The organism is Ruegeria sp. AP11 (genome assembly GCF_056535865.1).
Map to the genome: position 1 here is coordinate 347,491 of NZ_JBQFJB010000002.1, position 14,291 is coordinate 361,781.

At 58.0% G+C, this 14,291-nt stretch carries 15 protein-coding genes; 5 read left to right on the plus strand and 10 right to left on the minus strand.

Features of this window, described 5'->3' with window-relative positions; translation table 11 throughout:
- Nucleotides 1-21: 21 nt before the first annotated feature.
- From ehuA to ACR3E4_RS19555, 7 genes are all read right to left on the minus strand, one after another.
- Nucleotides 22-798 carry an ectoine/hydroxyectoine ABC transporter ATP-binding protein EhuA gene (ehuA, locus tag ACR3E4_RS19525; RefSeq protein ID WP_480530819.1) on the minus strand — a complete coding sequence of 259 codons (777 nt, stop codon included), beginning with the start codon at nucleotides 796-798 and terminating at the stop codon, nucleotides 22-24.
- Complete coding sequence (gene ehuD / locus ACR3E4_RS19530; RefSeq protein WP_480530821.1) at nucleotides 795-1,460, minus strand: ectoine/hydroxyectoine ABC transporter permease subunit EhuD; 666 nt, start codon at nucleotides 1,458-1,460, stop codon at nucleotides 795-797. The genes ehuA and ehuD overlap by 4 nt, the downstream gene beginning before the upstream one ends.
- A gap of 3 nt (nucleotides 1,461-1,463) precedes the next feature.
- Complete coding sequence (gene ehuC, locus ACR3E4_RS19535) at nucleotides 1,464-2,183, minus strand: ectoine/hydroxyectoine ABC transporter permease subunit EhuC (protein ID WP_480530823.1); 720 nt, start codon at nucleotides 2,181-2,183, stop codon at nucleotides 1,464-1,466.
- A 63-nt stretch (nucleotides 2,184-2,246) separates the two neighbouring features.
- Entirely contained in the window at nucleotides 2,247-3,095 is an 849-nt protein-coding gene (gene ehuB / locus ACR3E4_RS19540) for an ectoine/hydroxyectoine ABC transporter substrate-binding protein EhuB (RefSeq protein ID WP_480530826.1), read from the minus strand.
- Complete coding sequence (locus tag ACR3E4_RS19545; RefSeq protein ID WP_480530828.1) at nucleotides 3,092-3,865, minus strand: maleate cis-trans isomerase family protein; 774 nt, start codon at nucleotides 3,863-3,865, stop codon at nucleotides 3,092-3,094. Before ACR3E4_RS19545 ends, ehuB (ACR3E4_RS19540) begins: the two co-directional genes overlap by 4 nt.
- An 80-nt stretch (nucleotides 3,866-3,945) precedes the next feature.
- Nucleotides 3,946-4,803 (minus strand): ectoine/hydroxyectoine ABC transporter substrate-binding protein EhuB, encoded by an 858-nt coding sequence (ehuB, locus tag ACR3E4_RS19550; RefSeq protein ID WP_480530830.1) that lies wholly within the window; start codon nucleotides 4,801-4,803, stop codon nucleotides 3,946-3,948.
- Nucleotides 4,804-4,861: 58 nt separating this feature from the next.
- A complete protein-coding gene (locus ACR3E4_RS19555; protein ID WP_480530832.1) occupies nucleotides 4,862-6,025 on the minus strand; it encodes a M24 family metallopeptidase in 1,164 nt (387 codons plus the stop codon).
- A gap of 317 nt (nucleotides 6,026-6,342) precedes the next feature.
- Here ACR3E4_RS19555 and ACR3E4_RS19560 point away from each other — a divergent pair, with 317 nt between their 5' ends.
- From ACR3E4_RS19560 to ACR3E4_RS19575, 4 genes are read left to right on the plus strand one after another with little or no spacing between them, the layout of a single operon-like run.
- Nucleotides 6,343-7,527 carry an aminotransferase-like domain-containing protein gene (locus ACR3E4_RS19560; protein WP_480530834.1) on the plus strand — a complete coding sequence of 395 codons (1,185 nt, stop codon included), beginning with the start codon at nucleotides 6,343-6,345 and terminating at the stop codon, nucleotides 7,525-7,527.
- A gap of 16 nt (nucleotides 7,528-7,543) precedes the next feature.
- A complete protein-coding gene (locus ACR3E4_RS19565) occupies nucleotides 7,544-8,569 on the plus strand; it encodes a succinylglutamate desuccinylase/aspartoacylase family protein (protein WP_480530836.1) in 1,026 nt (341 codons plus the stop codon).
- Complete coding sequence (locus ACR3E4_RS19570; protein ID WP_480530838.1) at nucleotides 8,559-9,620, plus strand: GlxA family transcriptional regulator; 1,062 nt, start codon at nucleotides 8,559-8,561, stop codon at nucleotides 9,618-9,620. Before ACR3E4_RS19565 ends, ACR3E4_RS19570 begins: the two co-directional genes overlap by 11 nt.
- A complete protein-coding gene (locus tag ACR3E4_RS19575) occupies nucleotides 9,620-10,159 on the plus strand; it encodes a GNAT family N-acetyltransferase (RefSeq protein ID WP_480530840.1) in 540 nt (179 codons plus the stop codon). Before ACR3E4_RS19570 ends, ACR3E4_RS19575 begins: the two co-directional genes overlap by 1 nt.
- Before the next feature lie 72 nt (nucleotides 10,160-10,231).
- Here the strand turns inward: ACR3E4_RS19575 and ACR3E4_RS19580 are convergent, their stop codons facing one another.
- Nucleotides 10,232-11,113, minus strand: a complete 882-nt coding sequence (locus ACR3E4_RS19580; protein WP_480530842.1) for a LysR family transcriptional regulator — start codon at nucleotides 11,111-11,113, stop codon at nucleotides 10,232-10,234.
- A 113-nt stretch (nucleotides 11,114-11,226) separates the two neighbouring features.
- On the opposite strand from ACR3E4_RS19580, the gene acdA reads away from it, so the two are divergent.
- A complete protein-coding gene (acdA, locus tag ACR3E4_RS19585) occupies nucleotides 11,227-12,447 on the plus strand; it encodes a 3-sulfinopropanoyl-CoA desulfinase (protein ID WP_480530844.1) in 1,221 nt (406 codons plus the stop codon).
- A 46-nt stretch (nucleotides 12,448-12,493) separates the two neighbouring features.
- Here the strand turns inward: acdA and ACR3E4_RS19590 are convergent, their stop codons facing one another.
- Complete coding sequence (locus ACR3E4_RS19590; RefSeq protein ID WP_480530846.1) at nucleotides 12,494-13,459, minus strand: D-cysteine desulfhydrase family protein; 966 nt, start codon at nucleotides 13,457-13,459, stop codon at nucleotides 12,494-12,496.
- Between the two features lie 61 nt (nucleotides 13,460-13,520).
- Nucleotides 13,521-14,243 (minus strand): TSUP family transporter, encoded by a 723-nt coding sequence (locus tag ACR3E4_RS19595; RefSeq protein ID WP_480530848.1) that lies wholly within the window; start codon nucleotides 14,241-14,243, stop codon nucleotides 13,521-13,523.
- Nucleotides 14,244-14,291: the final 48 nt, after the last annotated feature.

Here is a 14,291-nt window from a genome sequence, read left to right on the forward strand (position 1 = left end):
CCTTTGCTGCTGTTGTCGCTTTTACCCCGCTTCGAGGACTTTGGACAGGAACTGCTTCAGACGGTCGTGCTGCGGATTGCCGAACAGATCGTCAGGCTTGCCTTGTTCGACCATTTTGCCGCCGTCGAAGAAGCAGACCCGGTCCGACACCTCGCGGGCAAAGCCCATCTGGTGGGTGACCAGCAGCATGGTGTAATCACCCGAGCGCGCCAGTTCGCGGATCACCTCAAGCACCTCGCCGACCATTTCCGGGTCGAGCGCCGAGGTCGGTTCGTCGAACAGCAGAATTTCGGGGTGCATCGCCAATGTGCGCGCGATGGCAACACGCTGTTGCTGACCACCCGACAACTGGCTGGGATAGTGCCCTGCCTTGTCGGCCAGACCCACCATTTCCAGCAGCCGCATGGATTCCTCGGTCGCTTCGGCCTTGGATTTGCCTTGCGTATGCACCGGGCTTTCGTTGCAGTTCTCCAACGCGGTCATATGCGGGAACAGGTTGAAGTTCTGGAACACCATGCCGATCTTGGACCGGATGCGCCGGATATGCGCCCGCGAGGCATCGACGAGTTGACCGTCCATGTTCATCTTGTTCAGCGGCTCGCCATCCACGAACATGGTGCCGCCCTGAATGCCCTCAAGCGTCATCAGAACCCGCAGCACGGTGGTTTTACCCGAACCCGACGGGCCGATGATCGAAACCACCTCACCCTTGTCGACCGAGAAATCAAGATCCTTGAGAACCTGCAAGGCACCATAGGCCTTTAGGACCTTGTCGAATTGAATCATGGGATGGGTCAATGCAGGATGCTCCTCTTGACATAGTTTTCGACGATGCGGATCAGGAAGGCCGCGATCAGGCTCATGACCAGGAAGAAAATCCCGGCGATGGTGATGGCCTCGGTAAAGCGGTAGTATTCCGCCCCGATCAGTTTCGAGACCTGCATGATTTCCGCCACGGCCACGAAGGACAGCAACGGCGTTTCCTTGAAGATCGCTACCAGATAGTTGCCCAATGCGGGCACGATCGGCGGCAGCGATTGCGGGATGATCACATCCCGGAAGGTGCGATAGGGCGACAGGTTCAGCGCGATGCACGCCTCCCACTGGCCTTTCGGCACCGCCTGGAATCCGGCACGGTAAACCTCGGCGCACAGGGCCGAGTTATAGATGCCGATGGCCAGAATGCCCGTGGTCAGCGGTGGCAGGGTCAGGCCAATCTCGGGCAGCAGGAAGAACAGAAAGAAGATCTGCACCAGCAATGGAGTGGCGCGGATGAATTCGATCACTTCCGTCGCAGGCCGGCTCACCCACTTTGAACGATGCGTTTTTAGCAGCATCAGGATCAGGCCGCCGACCAGTGCAAATGCAAAGCTGGCTACGGTTGCCCATACGGTTACGCCTGCGGCTTCCCACATCTTGGGAAGAACGACGTCGAAGGTAAAATCCCATCTCCAGTCCATGGCTTAAACCCTCTTGCTCAGGTGACGGGTGTAATATTCTTCCAGCGCTTCGCCGCCAAAGCGCACGAACTGCGCAAGGACATAGTAAAGCAACATGGTAATCGCGAAGATTTCCACCGTCCGGTAATGCAACTGGTTCTGCTGAACCGCAGCGTAGGTGATATCGACCAGCGTCACCGCCGACACCAGCGCCGTGGCCTTGATCAACTCGATGGTCAGGTTGCTCATGCCGGGGATCATGATCGCGATGGCTTGCGGTAGAACGATCCGCGTCATGCGCTGATAGGGCGTCATGTTCAGGGCGATGGTTGCCTCGGTCTGGCCTTTCGGTACGGCAGAAATGGCGCCGCGCACCACCTCGGCCCCGTAGGCGCCAAAGTTCAGGCCAATGGCCGCAACGCCCGCAAACATCGGTGACAGGGTCACGCCGAATTCAGGCATTACGAAAAACATCCAGAACAGGATAACCAGCAGGGATGTGCCCCGGAACACCTCGATATAGAAGACCGAGGTCCACCGGATTGCCCGGTTGTCTGACAATCTGCCAATGCCCGAGATCACAGACATGAAGAAGAACAGCGCGATCGACAGGATGGAAACCTGAACGGTCACTACGGCACCTTTCAGAATGGCGGGTAGAAACACCCGCATTTCTGAGAACGTGGCGAAGGCCAGGCCAACCAGAAAGGCGATCAGCGCGGATACGATAGCAATGCGATTCATGCGCACTCCCCGCAAGTAATTCGTGTGTCCCGGCCCGGGGATCGGGCCGGGATCAATCTGGCCTTAGCCCTCGCACAGCTCGGCGGTCGAGCTGATCGGCAGTTCATCTGCCGTCATGCCGTGTTTTTCCATGATCGCGATATGTTCGGGCGAACCAATGAAATCGGCCATGGTGGCGTTGAACGCCTTGACGAATTCCGCGTCTTCGGGGCGGAAGGCGAAGGCGCCGTGCGAAACTGCAGGCTGACCGGCGACCTCGGCGAAGACCGGCGTCGCTTCGACACCGCCGGGATCGCTGGCAACGATCTGGCGCACACCCGGGGCCGACACGGCCCAGGCGTCAATACGGCCTGCTTTCAACGCCGCAACACCGGTCGGGTTGTCGGGCAGTTGCGAGATGTTGGCCTCGGCCACACCGGCCAGTTGCGCGTAACCCACCTGCGCGGCACCGGCCACGGCACCCACTTTCAGGCCGTTTTCGGCGATGGATTCATAGTTGCTGACACCCTTGGGATTGCCTGTTTCGACCAGCATCGCCTGCTGGATGCCGAATGTCGGCTCCGAGAACTGCACGGCGGCGCAGCGCTTTGGCGTCACAAACATGCCTGCTGCGACCACGTCGAAACGGTCCGCCTTGAGGCCGGGGATCAATGCACCCCATTCGGTCGAGTTCGCCTCGGCCACCTTGCCACCCATCTTTTCAAGCACTGCGGTCAGAGTTTCCACATCGGTGCCGACCAGATTGTCATCGGCGTCCTTGTAGGCGTAGGGCGCAAAGTTGTAGAACGCCACCCGCAGACCGTCGCCGGTGGCGCGGTCGTTCAGCGTTTCGGCCAGGCTGGCCGTGGCGGTCAGGGCAAGTGTGGCCATCGCCGTTGCAGTGGACAGCACAGCCCTGCGATTGAGTTTCATGTCAGTTCTCCTTGTTGGTCGGTGTTTTTCTGTTTGACGTGATTCAGCAGCTCACCATAGCATTTTTCTTTTGGTGAAATGCCAGAATTTGTCATTATTTTCCATGCCATAGCCTGATTGCTTGATACGGTGGGCAATCCGGTTTTCGCTTCGATTTCGGCCAGCACCTCAAGCGATTGGAAATCGGTGCACGAGACAAAAATCGCATCAACGCGCTGCGTATCCAGTGCAGTCGCAGCCCTTTGGATCGCGTCCGGCGTCACGCGGCTGATATCGGCGGATTCTGTGATGCCGAAATCGAACCGGTTGACGATCTCGAAACCGCGCCCGGCAAAAGTGCGGGCCATCAGATCGGCGACACCGCTTTCATAGGGGGTGACCAGATTCAGCCGTTTCGCCCCGAGATGATCAAAGGCATCGCAGGCCGCATCCACCGGGTTCACCACGGTGGCCTTGGGGCAGGTGGCCTGAATGGCCGCGCGCACATCGTCCGGTCCGATGGCGATCGTGCCCGAGGTGCAGCCGAACACCACCGCATCCAATTCGACCTCAGGGTTCAGCAGTTCCGCCGCGCCTGTCAGGACGGGGGCCATTTTTGCCAGTTGTTCCAGCGTGCAATCGCCGCCAAAGGCAATCCGGGTAGTGAAGGTCAGAATCCCTGGTGGCAGCAGACGCGTCAGATCACGCTCGATCACCTGATCATTGGCAAGAGCGACGACGCCAACCCGGTAATCGCCGGGGCTATCCCCAAAGATGTCCTTAATTTCCATGCGCCGGTACCTTGCAGGCAGATATCCTCATTCCCCGATCGGTTCGGCCAGCGCGTGTGCCCTGGCCGACCGGGTTGTTGTCAGCCTTCACACAGATCGGCTGTGCTGCGCGAGGGCAGTTCGCTTTGCTGCAGGCCATGGGCCTCCATGATCGCGATATGTTCGGGCGTGCCGATGAACGCGGCCAGGGTTTCGTTGAATTTCTTCACGAACTCAGCCTCGGCCGGACGGAAGGCATAGGCGCCATGCGGGCTGGCCGGTTTGCCACCGACTTCGGCGAACGGCTCCAGCATCTCGAACCCTTCACCGCCGTCGCTGCCCACGGCAATCCGTGCGCCCGGTGCGTCGATGGTGAAAGCTGCCGCACGGCCCGCGCGAACTGCGGCCAGACCGGTCGGGTTGTCCGGCACCTGCATGATGTTGGCTTCGTCTACGCCCACGCTTTTTGCCCAGTCAACCTGTGCGGTACCAGCAATCGCTGCAAGCGTCTTGCCGGATTCGGCGATGCTTTCATACGAGCTGCCCAGACCATCGGGGTTGCCTTCGGGCACGATGATGGTGTTCTGGATGCCGAAGGTTGGTTCCGAGAACGCAACCTCGCCACAACGCTTGGGTGTCACGAACATGGCGGCGGCCACGATGTCGAAGCGGTCGGCTTTGAGGCCCGGGATCAGGTTGCCCCATTCGGTGGCGGTTTCGGACTGAACTTTCAGGCCCATTTCACCCAGCACGTGGCGCAGGATCTCGACCTGTTCGCCCACAACATCACCGTCTGCGTTGACATAGCCGAACGGCGCAAAGTTGTAATAGGCCACGCGCAGGCCATCCCCCTGGCCGCGCTCTTCGACTGTTTCAGCCGACGCCATAACCGGCAAGGCCGCCATGGCCAGACCGGCAGTCATTTTCAGAACCGTACGGCGCAGAAAATCGGATTTCATGTTTTTCCTCCCTGTTTGGTAACGTGGGTGCCGCCGGCCCCGGCGACACCCTTTGATATCAGGCCTCGATGACCGGGATGTCCCAGTCCGCGACCGGTGCCGACAACAGATCGGGTTCACCTTCGGTGATGGCCCAGTTGTCTTCGGCGTTGATGAAGCCCAGCTCGTTCGAGAAGTTCGGGTTGCAGGCAAAGACGTTGCCCACTTCGAAGGTGATATCCTCGAACGCCGCCAGCGACGGGTATTCGGTGGTCTCGATGCCGACACCGTGGCCGACGCGGCCAACGCCCATGGTCTTCAGACCGCGGTCATCGAGATATTTGTCGACAACGCGGATGACGTCCGCAGGCTTGTTGCCCGCCGTCAGCTGCATGTTGCAGTCGTGGCGCAGGCGCATCATCCAGTTGTAGAACTCTTTCAGTTCTGCCGACGGCTCGCCCACCGATGCGGTCCGGGCCAGATCCGACCAATAGCCACGATAGCTGACGCCCACGTCAAAACCCAGTGTTTCACCCGGCTGGATCACGCGGTCGGTCGGCAGCAGTACGATACCCTTGTCATTGGCGCCCGACAGCACGCACAGCAGCGAGATTTTCTCGGCGCCGTTGGCGATCAGGTTTTCGCGCAGAATCTGGGCGACCTCGTTTTCGGTCATGCCCGCGCGCACCTGGGTAAAGGTCTTTTTCTGCGCTTCAGCCGAGATGATCGAGGCGCGGCGCAGGTATTCGATCTCCTGCGGCGATTTCACGTTGCGCACTTTCAGGATGATGTCGGCGGCATCGACAAAATCGGCCTCGGGCAGACCATTCATTACTTCCTGCAGACCCAGGTAGGAGATACCCAGATACTGCTCGCGGCCCAGTTCACAGCCGATCTTGGCTTTGGACAGGCCCAGCTCTTTCAGGACGCCGATAATGAACTCGGGGTGGCCCATCAGGCCGCCGGTGGTGCGGATGTCGGTGATGAACGAGGTCTGTTCGACCTGCGCAACCTCGAACGGCATGGTGATCAGCGTCGGATCGCCATCCTTGGGGATGATGACCATGTACGAGCGAATCTTGTCGACCGCGCACTGTTCCGAGCGGTGGCCCGAGTAATACTGATAGTTCAGTCGCTCGGTGATCAGCATCGCATCGAGGTTCTTTTCAGCCATCAGCGCACGCGTTTTCGCGTAGCGCTGTTCGAATTCCTCTTTGGTGAAGTCTGCGTATTGGGGTGCCATGAGAGCCCTGTAATTCTGAGTTGACGTGGGAGTGATACTAGATAATATATTATTTGACGCAAGGCATTTCTTCAGGGAGCCGCAAGATGATTGCTTTTTCGGATGCGCAGATGAAAGACGCCCCTCATTGTGACGGGCTGATTTCGCAAGCGTACAAAGCGGTTTCCATTACTACGTGGCCTGGCGTTCTCGCCGGGCCTGACCCGGATAATAACCACCGATTCGCAGACTGTTTTTTCAATCCCGCGCGGGCTTCCGTCAACGAATCGTCGGCTGCCCGCATGACTGCCTCATCCTGAAACCTGACTGGAAAGAAAATGACTGAGTTCAGATTCGCACGCCGTTCCGCCATCCTTGGCAAATCGGTTTTCGACCACACCCCGGGCACTATCGCGCTCAATTCCGGCGCGGCTTATCCGCCCTGCCTGCCCGACGTGGTGCGCGAGGCGACCGAAGCCGTAGGCCCGCTGCGCGAAGAAGCCATGCAATATGCGCCGCTGATGGGTCTGGATGATCTGCGCGACGAGATTTGCAAATTCGTGGCCGAAGACGGCATCAAGGCGTCCCGCGAAAACGTGCTGGTCACCTACGGATCCAAAAGTGCCTTCGATCTGGCCCTGCGCACCTTCTGCGAGGCGGGCGATGCGGTGATCGTGACCCGCCCCACTTATATGACCGCCGTTCACATCATGCGCACACACAACGTGCGGTTCATCGATATCTGTCAGGACGACGAAGGTTTCTGCGCCGATGAGCTGGAGCGCAAGCTGGAAAACATGGAAAACAACGCCGAGCAGATGCCCAAACTGCTGTTCGACGTGCCGGATTTCCACAATCCGACCGGTGTCACCACCTCGCTGGCGCGCCGCAAGAAGATGCTGGAACTGGCGCAGCGCTTCAACTTCGTGATCTGCGAAGACGATCCCTATCGCCGCATCCGTTTTGAAGGCGAAGTGATCCCGTCGATCAAGTCGATGGACACCACCGGCCATGTGATCAGCCTGGGCACCGTGTCCAAGATTCTGGCTCCCGGCCTGCGTGTGGGCTGGGCCATCGGCGATGCCGGTGTGATCCGTCGCATGGCGATGCAGAAGGCCGATGGCGGCTCGAATGCATTTGCGCAGCGGATCGTTGTGCAGCTGATGCAGTCGAACAAGATGGCGCATCACATTGACGAGATGATCCACCAGATGCGCATCCACCGCGATGCGATGATTGACGCCTTTGCCGAACACATCCCCGAGGCAACCATCCGCGCTCCGCAGGGCGGTTACTTCCTGTGGGCGGAACTGCCCAAGGGTACCGATGCCGAGAAACTGGTTGAACTGGGTGTTGCCGAAGGCGTCGAGGTTTCCTCGGGCCGTCTGAGCTTCCCGACCGAAGATCCGGGCAACTTCATCCGGATGGCCTACAGCTTCATCACCGAAGACCAGATTCGTGAAGGCATCGCCAAGCTGGGCGTCGCCTGGCGCAAACTGCAAACCCAAGCACAAGCGGCATAAGAAGAAGGAAAACCCAATGCCCTGTCCCAAAGTAAGCCTCGCCCCGTCCTGCGAGATCGACCTCGACGCCGAAGGCAAACAGCACGGTTATGTGCGTATTCAGTTCAGCTCGGACCGGTCCGCCTATGGTTGGCTGCCGATGCCGATCATGTCGATCAAGAACGGTGACGGCCCCGTTGCCGTCGTGATCGGCGCCAACCATGGTGACGAATACGAAGGTGTCTCGATCACCAACGGTCTGTATCAGGAGCTTGAAGCCTCTGACATCAAAGGTCAGATCATCTTTCTGCCCGCCGCCAACGCGCCTGCTTTTTATGCCGGACGCCGCACCTCGCCGCTGGACTGGACCGGTGAAGCCAACCTGAACCGGATGTTCCCGGGCAACCAGTATGGCTCGCCCACCGAGATGATCGCCTGGTACATCACCAACCACATCGTTCCACGCGGTGATGCGTTCTTCGACCTGCACTCGGCCGGTAAATCGATCGACCACCATCCGTCGGTGAAAATCCGTCTGATGAATGACGAAGCCAAGGACGCGATGCAGATGAAGTTCCTGGAACTGTTCGGCGCGCCTCTGGGTATCGTCGGCGACCGGGTTCACGAAACCACCCTGTCGGGTGAGATCCTGCCGCTGGACAAGATCTATCTGTCGACCGAGCTGGGTGGCGCGGGCAAGATCCGTCCGTGGATCCGCGATTTCGCCTATAACGGCATGAAGCGCTGCCTGCGTGAACTGGGCGTTCTGCAGACCTCGGAAGAGCTGCCAGAGCCCGAGCACAAGGTGGCCCTGAAGGCGATGCAGACCGGTGATCACTATATCTTCGCCCACAAGGACGGCATGTTCGAGCCGGTCGTGAACCTGGGCGACGTGGTCGAGGACGGCCAGCTGGCGGGTTACATCTGGAACCTAAAAGAGCCGTGGGAAAAGCCGCAGGAGCTGCACTTCAACAAAGGTGGTGTCGTGTTCTGCAAACGCACCCCGGCGCTGTGTGAGATCGGCGATACGCTGTTCTTCACCCTCAGCGATTATGAAGGATAACACCTTCGAAGACCCCAAGGCACGGCTCCTCTCTCCCCTTAAGCCCTGCCTTACCCGGCGCGCAGCATCGCTGCGCGCCACCGATTCCGGCCCGGATGACGGTGCCCAGGACTCTCCGAATACATTCGTTTTTCTTTTGATGCCTAACGCTTCGATGCTGAGCTTCAGTGCAGCTATCGAGCCCCTGCGTGTGGCCAACAAACTGAGCATGCGTACCGTTTACACCTGGCAGACCGTATCGCTGGATGGTGATGCGCTGCAGTTTTCCAATGGTATGAATGTGGCTGTCGACGGCCCGTGCGACAGGATGGGAAAATCAGATTATGCCTTTGTCGTGGCGGGCCCCGATCTGAGCCCGGAACAAGAGAAATCCGCCGCCCGATGGCTCTATGATCGCTATCGCCAGGGCGCGCGGGTCGGTTCGGTTGGGGGCGGTGCCCACATTCTGGCGCGTACAGGTCTGCTCGAAGATCGCGCCTTTACCCTGCATTGGGAAGATCAGCCGGGATTTCGCGAACGCTATCCGCTTCTGGAACCCGAAGATTGTCTGTTCTGCGACGACGCCAATGTCATCACCTGCGGCGGTGGCATGGCAGCGGCCGATTTGATCCTGCATTTGATCTCATCCGATTTCAGCCGTGACTTTGCCGTGTCCATTTCCGAGATGTGCGTCCATTTCAGCCTGCGCCACGGCGAGGAACGGCCGCAAAGCTCGATGTCTATGACGTTGGGCTCTCGCAATCCGCATCTGATTGCGGCAGTGCAAATCATGTCGGCCAATCTGGAAGATGTGCTGCCCATGGACGTGATCGCACGCGAATCGAACGTGTCCCGGCGCCAGCTTGAGCGGTTGTTTAAAACCTATACCGGCACCTCGCCCGCCGGATTTTATCGCGATTTGCGGCTTGAACGAGGTCGCCAGTTGCTGCGCGACACGGATTACAGGATCATCGATATCTCGACGGCTTGCGGTTTCTCGAGCGCGACATCATTTTCACGCAGTTTCCGCAAGAAATTCGGGTTTTGTCCGAACCGAACCAAGAGGTCCTGATGCAGTCTGCAAGCCTGAACTCACCTTTTCGGATCGCGCGTGAACCCGACCTGGCGGATTCAGCAGGTCCACGCCTGATCTTTGCTGAAGAGGGTTTCAGCGACTGGCACAGTCTGCTTGACCTGATGCGTTTGGCGTTTTCTCAGAACACCGGAAAAATCGACCCGCCAAGTACGGTATATGACTGCACAGTGGCTGATCTGGAGACCCGCGCCAAACACGAGCACCTGCTGCTGGTTTATGAGGGCCATGAACTTGTCGGATGCCTGTTCATGCGCGCTGGCAATCGGGAGCTGTTTCTGGGCCGCTTCGCCATTCGCCCCGACATGCAGGGCAGGGGGCTTGCCCGCCGCATGATCTGTCAAGCCGAACAGGTTGCGGTTCAGGCGGGCCTGAAGGTTCTGGCCCTTGAAACGCGTGTTGAGTTGCTGGGCAACCAGAAGAAATTTGCAACGCTTGGGTTCGAAATCGTTGGTGGGCGTGCGCATTCAGGATTTGACCGGATCACAACATTGAAAATGAGAAAAGCTATCCCTTAACCGTCGCTCGAATTCGAGGGTTAGGTCAGCGGCGTTGATGATCTCGAGGTCAGAAGGGTTGATTGAATCTGTTTAATCGACAGCGCTGTCTTCGGTGCGTCCCAGCAAAGATGCCAGTTCGGCGCGGTAGCGGCCCAATGCACTGTCCCGCAACGTGACCAGTACCAGTTTGCGTTGAGTCGGCGCATTGGCATCCATCATCGCCAATTCCGGTGCGCGATACCGTTCGACATCCGGTAAAGGCAGAAGTGTGAAGCCGAGCCCGGCGGAAATGCATTCCATTATGGCTTCCAGGTTATCGAGCACGATGGTTCTGGACTGAGCTGACCGTTGATGATGCACCATGACACGTGCAATCAACTTCCCGATTCCGGTGTCAGGCATGAAGTGAAAGAAATCGCCTTCGGACAACAGTCTGGGCAATCCCTGGCCAAGAAGGTCTTTATGCGCTGCAAATACGAATGGTTCTTGCCGCAAAACTTCCAAGGCCAGTTGGCTTGGAAGACCGTCGGCATCGGTGAGGATTGCTGCGTCCAGCAAGCCGGAGACGACTTTATGCTGCAAATTGGCAGACAGACCGGTCTCGAACTCGAATGAGGCGTGCGGCAATTCGCGGTTGGCGGCCTCAAGAAATCCGGGAAGCAGGCGAACCGCCGCCGTGGTGATAAACCCCAGCCGAAACCGGCCAGCCAGACCGTCTCCTTGCCGACACAGTTCGACAAGGCTGTCTTCGTGCTGAAGCAGGGGAACCGCCTCTTCGATAATGGCGCGTGCGATCGGGGTAAGGCGTGGGGGTCTGACCGAACGGTCGAATAGATCTGCTCCCAGAGCCTCTTCCAGTGATTTCATCTGCATAGACAGCGCAGACAACGTCATTCCAAGCTGGTCCGCCGCATCGCTGAAGGAGTGTACGTGGGAAATCTTGACGAGGCTTCTGAGTGCGCGCGTTTGCATAACTACACAATACTTGAATTAGATATCAATTTTAAGTTTGTTTTCTTGAATAACAAGCTCTGATAAAGCTGGATTATCACGCATTCGTGAGAATCTGCACAGGAGTCGCTTCAATGACTCACCATTTTGTCGAAACAGCCAAAGACCTCGCCCCCGAGTTTGAAGCCCGAGCGGCCCAATGGGACAGAACACGCAGCTATTGCTGGAGCAACGTCAAATCCCTGACGGAAGCCGGGATCATGGGAATGACGATCCCGAAGAAGTTAGGAGGGCAGGGCGCCAGCTTTCTGGATGTCGTCGAGGTGGTCGAAGAAATCGCAAAAGTATGCACCTTGACGGCCCGTATCGTGGTCGAAGCGAATATGGGTGGCATAAGTGCAGTCATGGCCTATGGCACCGAAAAACAAAAAGCGTTCTGTGCCGCCCATGTTCTGGCCGGGGACAAACCTGCGATCTGTATTACTGAACCGGATGCGGGAAGTGCGGCGACGGAAATGCAGACCACAGCCAAAAAGGTGGGTGACACATATGTCATAAACGGGCGGAAACACTGGATCACGGGTGGCGGCGTTTCGAAACTGCACCTTATCTTTGCCCGCGTCATTGATGAAACCGACGATGAGTTGGGCATTGGCAGTTTTATCGTGTTTGCCGACCCGGCCAATGGCCACCTGCCAGACGGGTTCGAGGTAGTTGGCCGCGAGAACACGCTTGGACTGTGCGGCATGCCAGAGGCCGAATTGCGGTTCAATAATCTCAGGGTGCATAAAGACTGGTTTTTGCAGCCCCCGTCCGGGCTGCGGCGCGGATTTTCAGACTTGATGGAGGCTTATAATTCGCAAAGGGTCGGCGCGGGCACGATTGCGATGGGTGTGGCGGCCGGTGCTTTGGAACGCGCCAAGCGGTTTCTGCTGGAACGGCAACAATTCGGTAGGCCATTGGCAGAATTTCAAGGCCTGCAGTGGATGGTGGCCGACATGGATACGCAGGTTCACGCGGCCCGCCTTATGTTGCATGATGCGGCCAGATCACGGCAGCCGGGCGGAGGCGGTTTCCCGGACATGGCAAAGGCAGCCCGCGCCAAGCTTTTTGCGTCGGAAATGGCGATCAAGGTGGTGAACGATGCACTTCAGATGTTCGGCGCACGCGGGTACAGCGACCGGGAACCGCTGGAACGCATGTACCGCGATGTTCGTATGTTCACGATCGGCGGCGGGACCGCTCAGATTCTGCGCAACCAGATTGCCAGCGCCGCTTTGGGCATCAAATGCCCTCAATCGCGGGAGGGTTATCTGAAGCAGGACATCTCGGTGCAAAACTTGGCTGCCGAATGACTCCATGGATGTAACGCGGATTTGGCGCGTCCATTCTTCTGGTCAATTAGCGGGTGCTCAGTTCCCTTTGGTAACCGAACAACGCTGGCAATCCCCCTGTGTGTATCATCACCACCTTCTGTCCGGGCTTGATATGTTGTTGCTCAACCAGATCAAGCAACCCTGCAAAGGTCTTTGCGGTGTAGACAGGATCGAGGAAAATGCCCTCGGTCTGAGCCATCAATTCAAGGGCTGAGTGAGTTTTCGGCCCCATCTTGCCATAACCCGGGGACAGGGCTCCGTCCCAGGTTATCACGTCTTCCGCCGCATTCGCCCGTTCGATGCCCAATAGGTCTGACAGCAATTCAAGGACTGTCACCATCCTTTTGTGTTGCAGCGTGCTGTCTCGACGAACGCAGATACCATAAACGGGGGCGGACACGCCCGAGGTTCGTATGCCCGTCAGCAATCCCCCATGGGTGGCACCGCTGCCCGAGGGGACAACGACCGCGTCAAAATCCTGCATCTGCTGGCAAAGTTCCTGCCCTGCGGCGACATAGCCAAGCGCGCCCAGCGGTGGGTGATGCAGGCCCAGATGAATGACATAAGGGGTGTGCCCCTGCTCCCTCAATTCGTCGGCACGGGCGTGCAAGGCAGCGTCTGCCCCCGCTTCGTCTTCACCGACGGGAAAGCTCATGTGTTCGGCACCAAGTATCTTGGCCAGCAGCACGTTCCCGGATTGATAATATTCCGGTCCCATATCCGGGACACGTTCTTCCAGTTGCAGGACGGATTTCATGCCGAACCGCGCGGCGGCTGCCGCCGCAGACCGTACGAAATTCGACTGAACGGCCCCGGTTATCAGAACACTGTCCGCGTTTTGCGCCAGAGCGTCGCCAAAATAGAACTCAAGCTGTCTGGTCTTGTTGCCGCCAAAGCCAAGCCCGGTCAGGTCATCCCGCTTCAGCCAGAGGTCGATCCCAAGCTTTTCGGACATCCTGTCCAGCCGCTCGATCGGTGTAGTGCCAGACATAAGACTGGCCCTTGGGAATTTGGACAAAAGATCTTTTGACATCATTTTCGACCCATAGAGTTCATGCAACGAAGTAGGCGCGTTGAAAGAGTACATAGCAGGCCACAAGCGAAATTACCCGAATTGCGGACCTGACAAGTGCCTGTGGCAAGTACGATCTGACCATGCGTCCGCAGATGCTCCCGACAGTTGCCACGGCGACAAAGCCCCAGAGCTGTGGTCCAAACGGAATCGACTGCCAGTCAGCAACGCCATGCAGCACGAACGCAGTACCGTATGCGACGAGGGCAATGGGTTGGACCAAGACGGCCACATCCTTGGTGTCGAAACCCTTTGCCATCAACCCAAAAACCATCAATGGGCCGGGTGTTGCGGCCCACACTGTTGCCAGACCAGATAATCCGGAAACCGAGATAAAGGCGGTCGGCCCAATAGCGTTTTGAACAGGAACTATGGTTGTCAGGACACCAATCAGCAGCAGCAAGCCAGTCAACGCCAACACAAAGGCTTCGCTGAGCCACGGATAAACCACCAAGCCCAATACCACGCCGATTAGGCAGCCAAGAATAGCGGTCGTGATTGTGCGTCGTTCAATCGCCACGATGCGTCTGTCCGTGGCGACCGCAGACACGATGGTATTCAGGAACAAAAGCGCGGGAACAGCTGTACTTGTGCCCAGCAGGATCATCATGGGAGGTCCGGCCAGAATACTGAACCCAATGCCAATTCCAACCTGCAGCATTGCACCCAGAAAAACGGCGATCACCAACAGGGACAATTCCAATGACACCTCATACACCTTTTGTCTTAGTCATCCCCGTACTCGAACGTT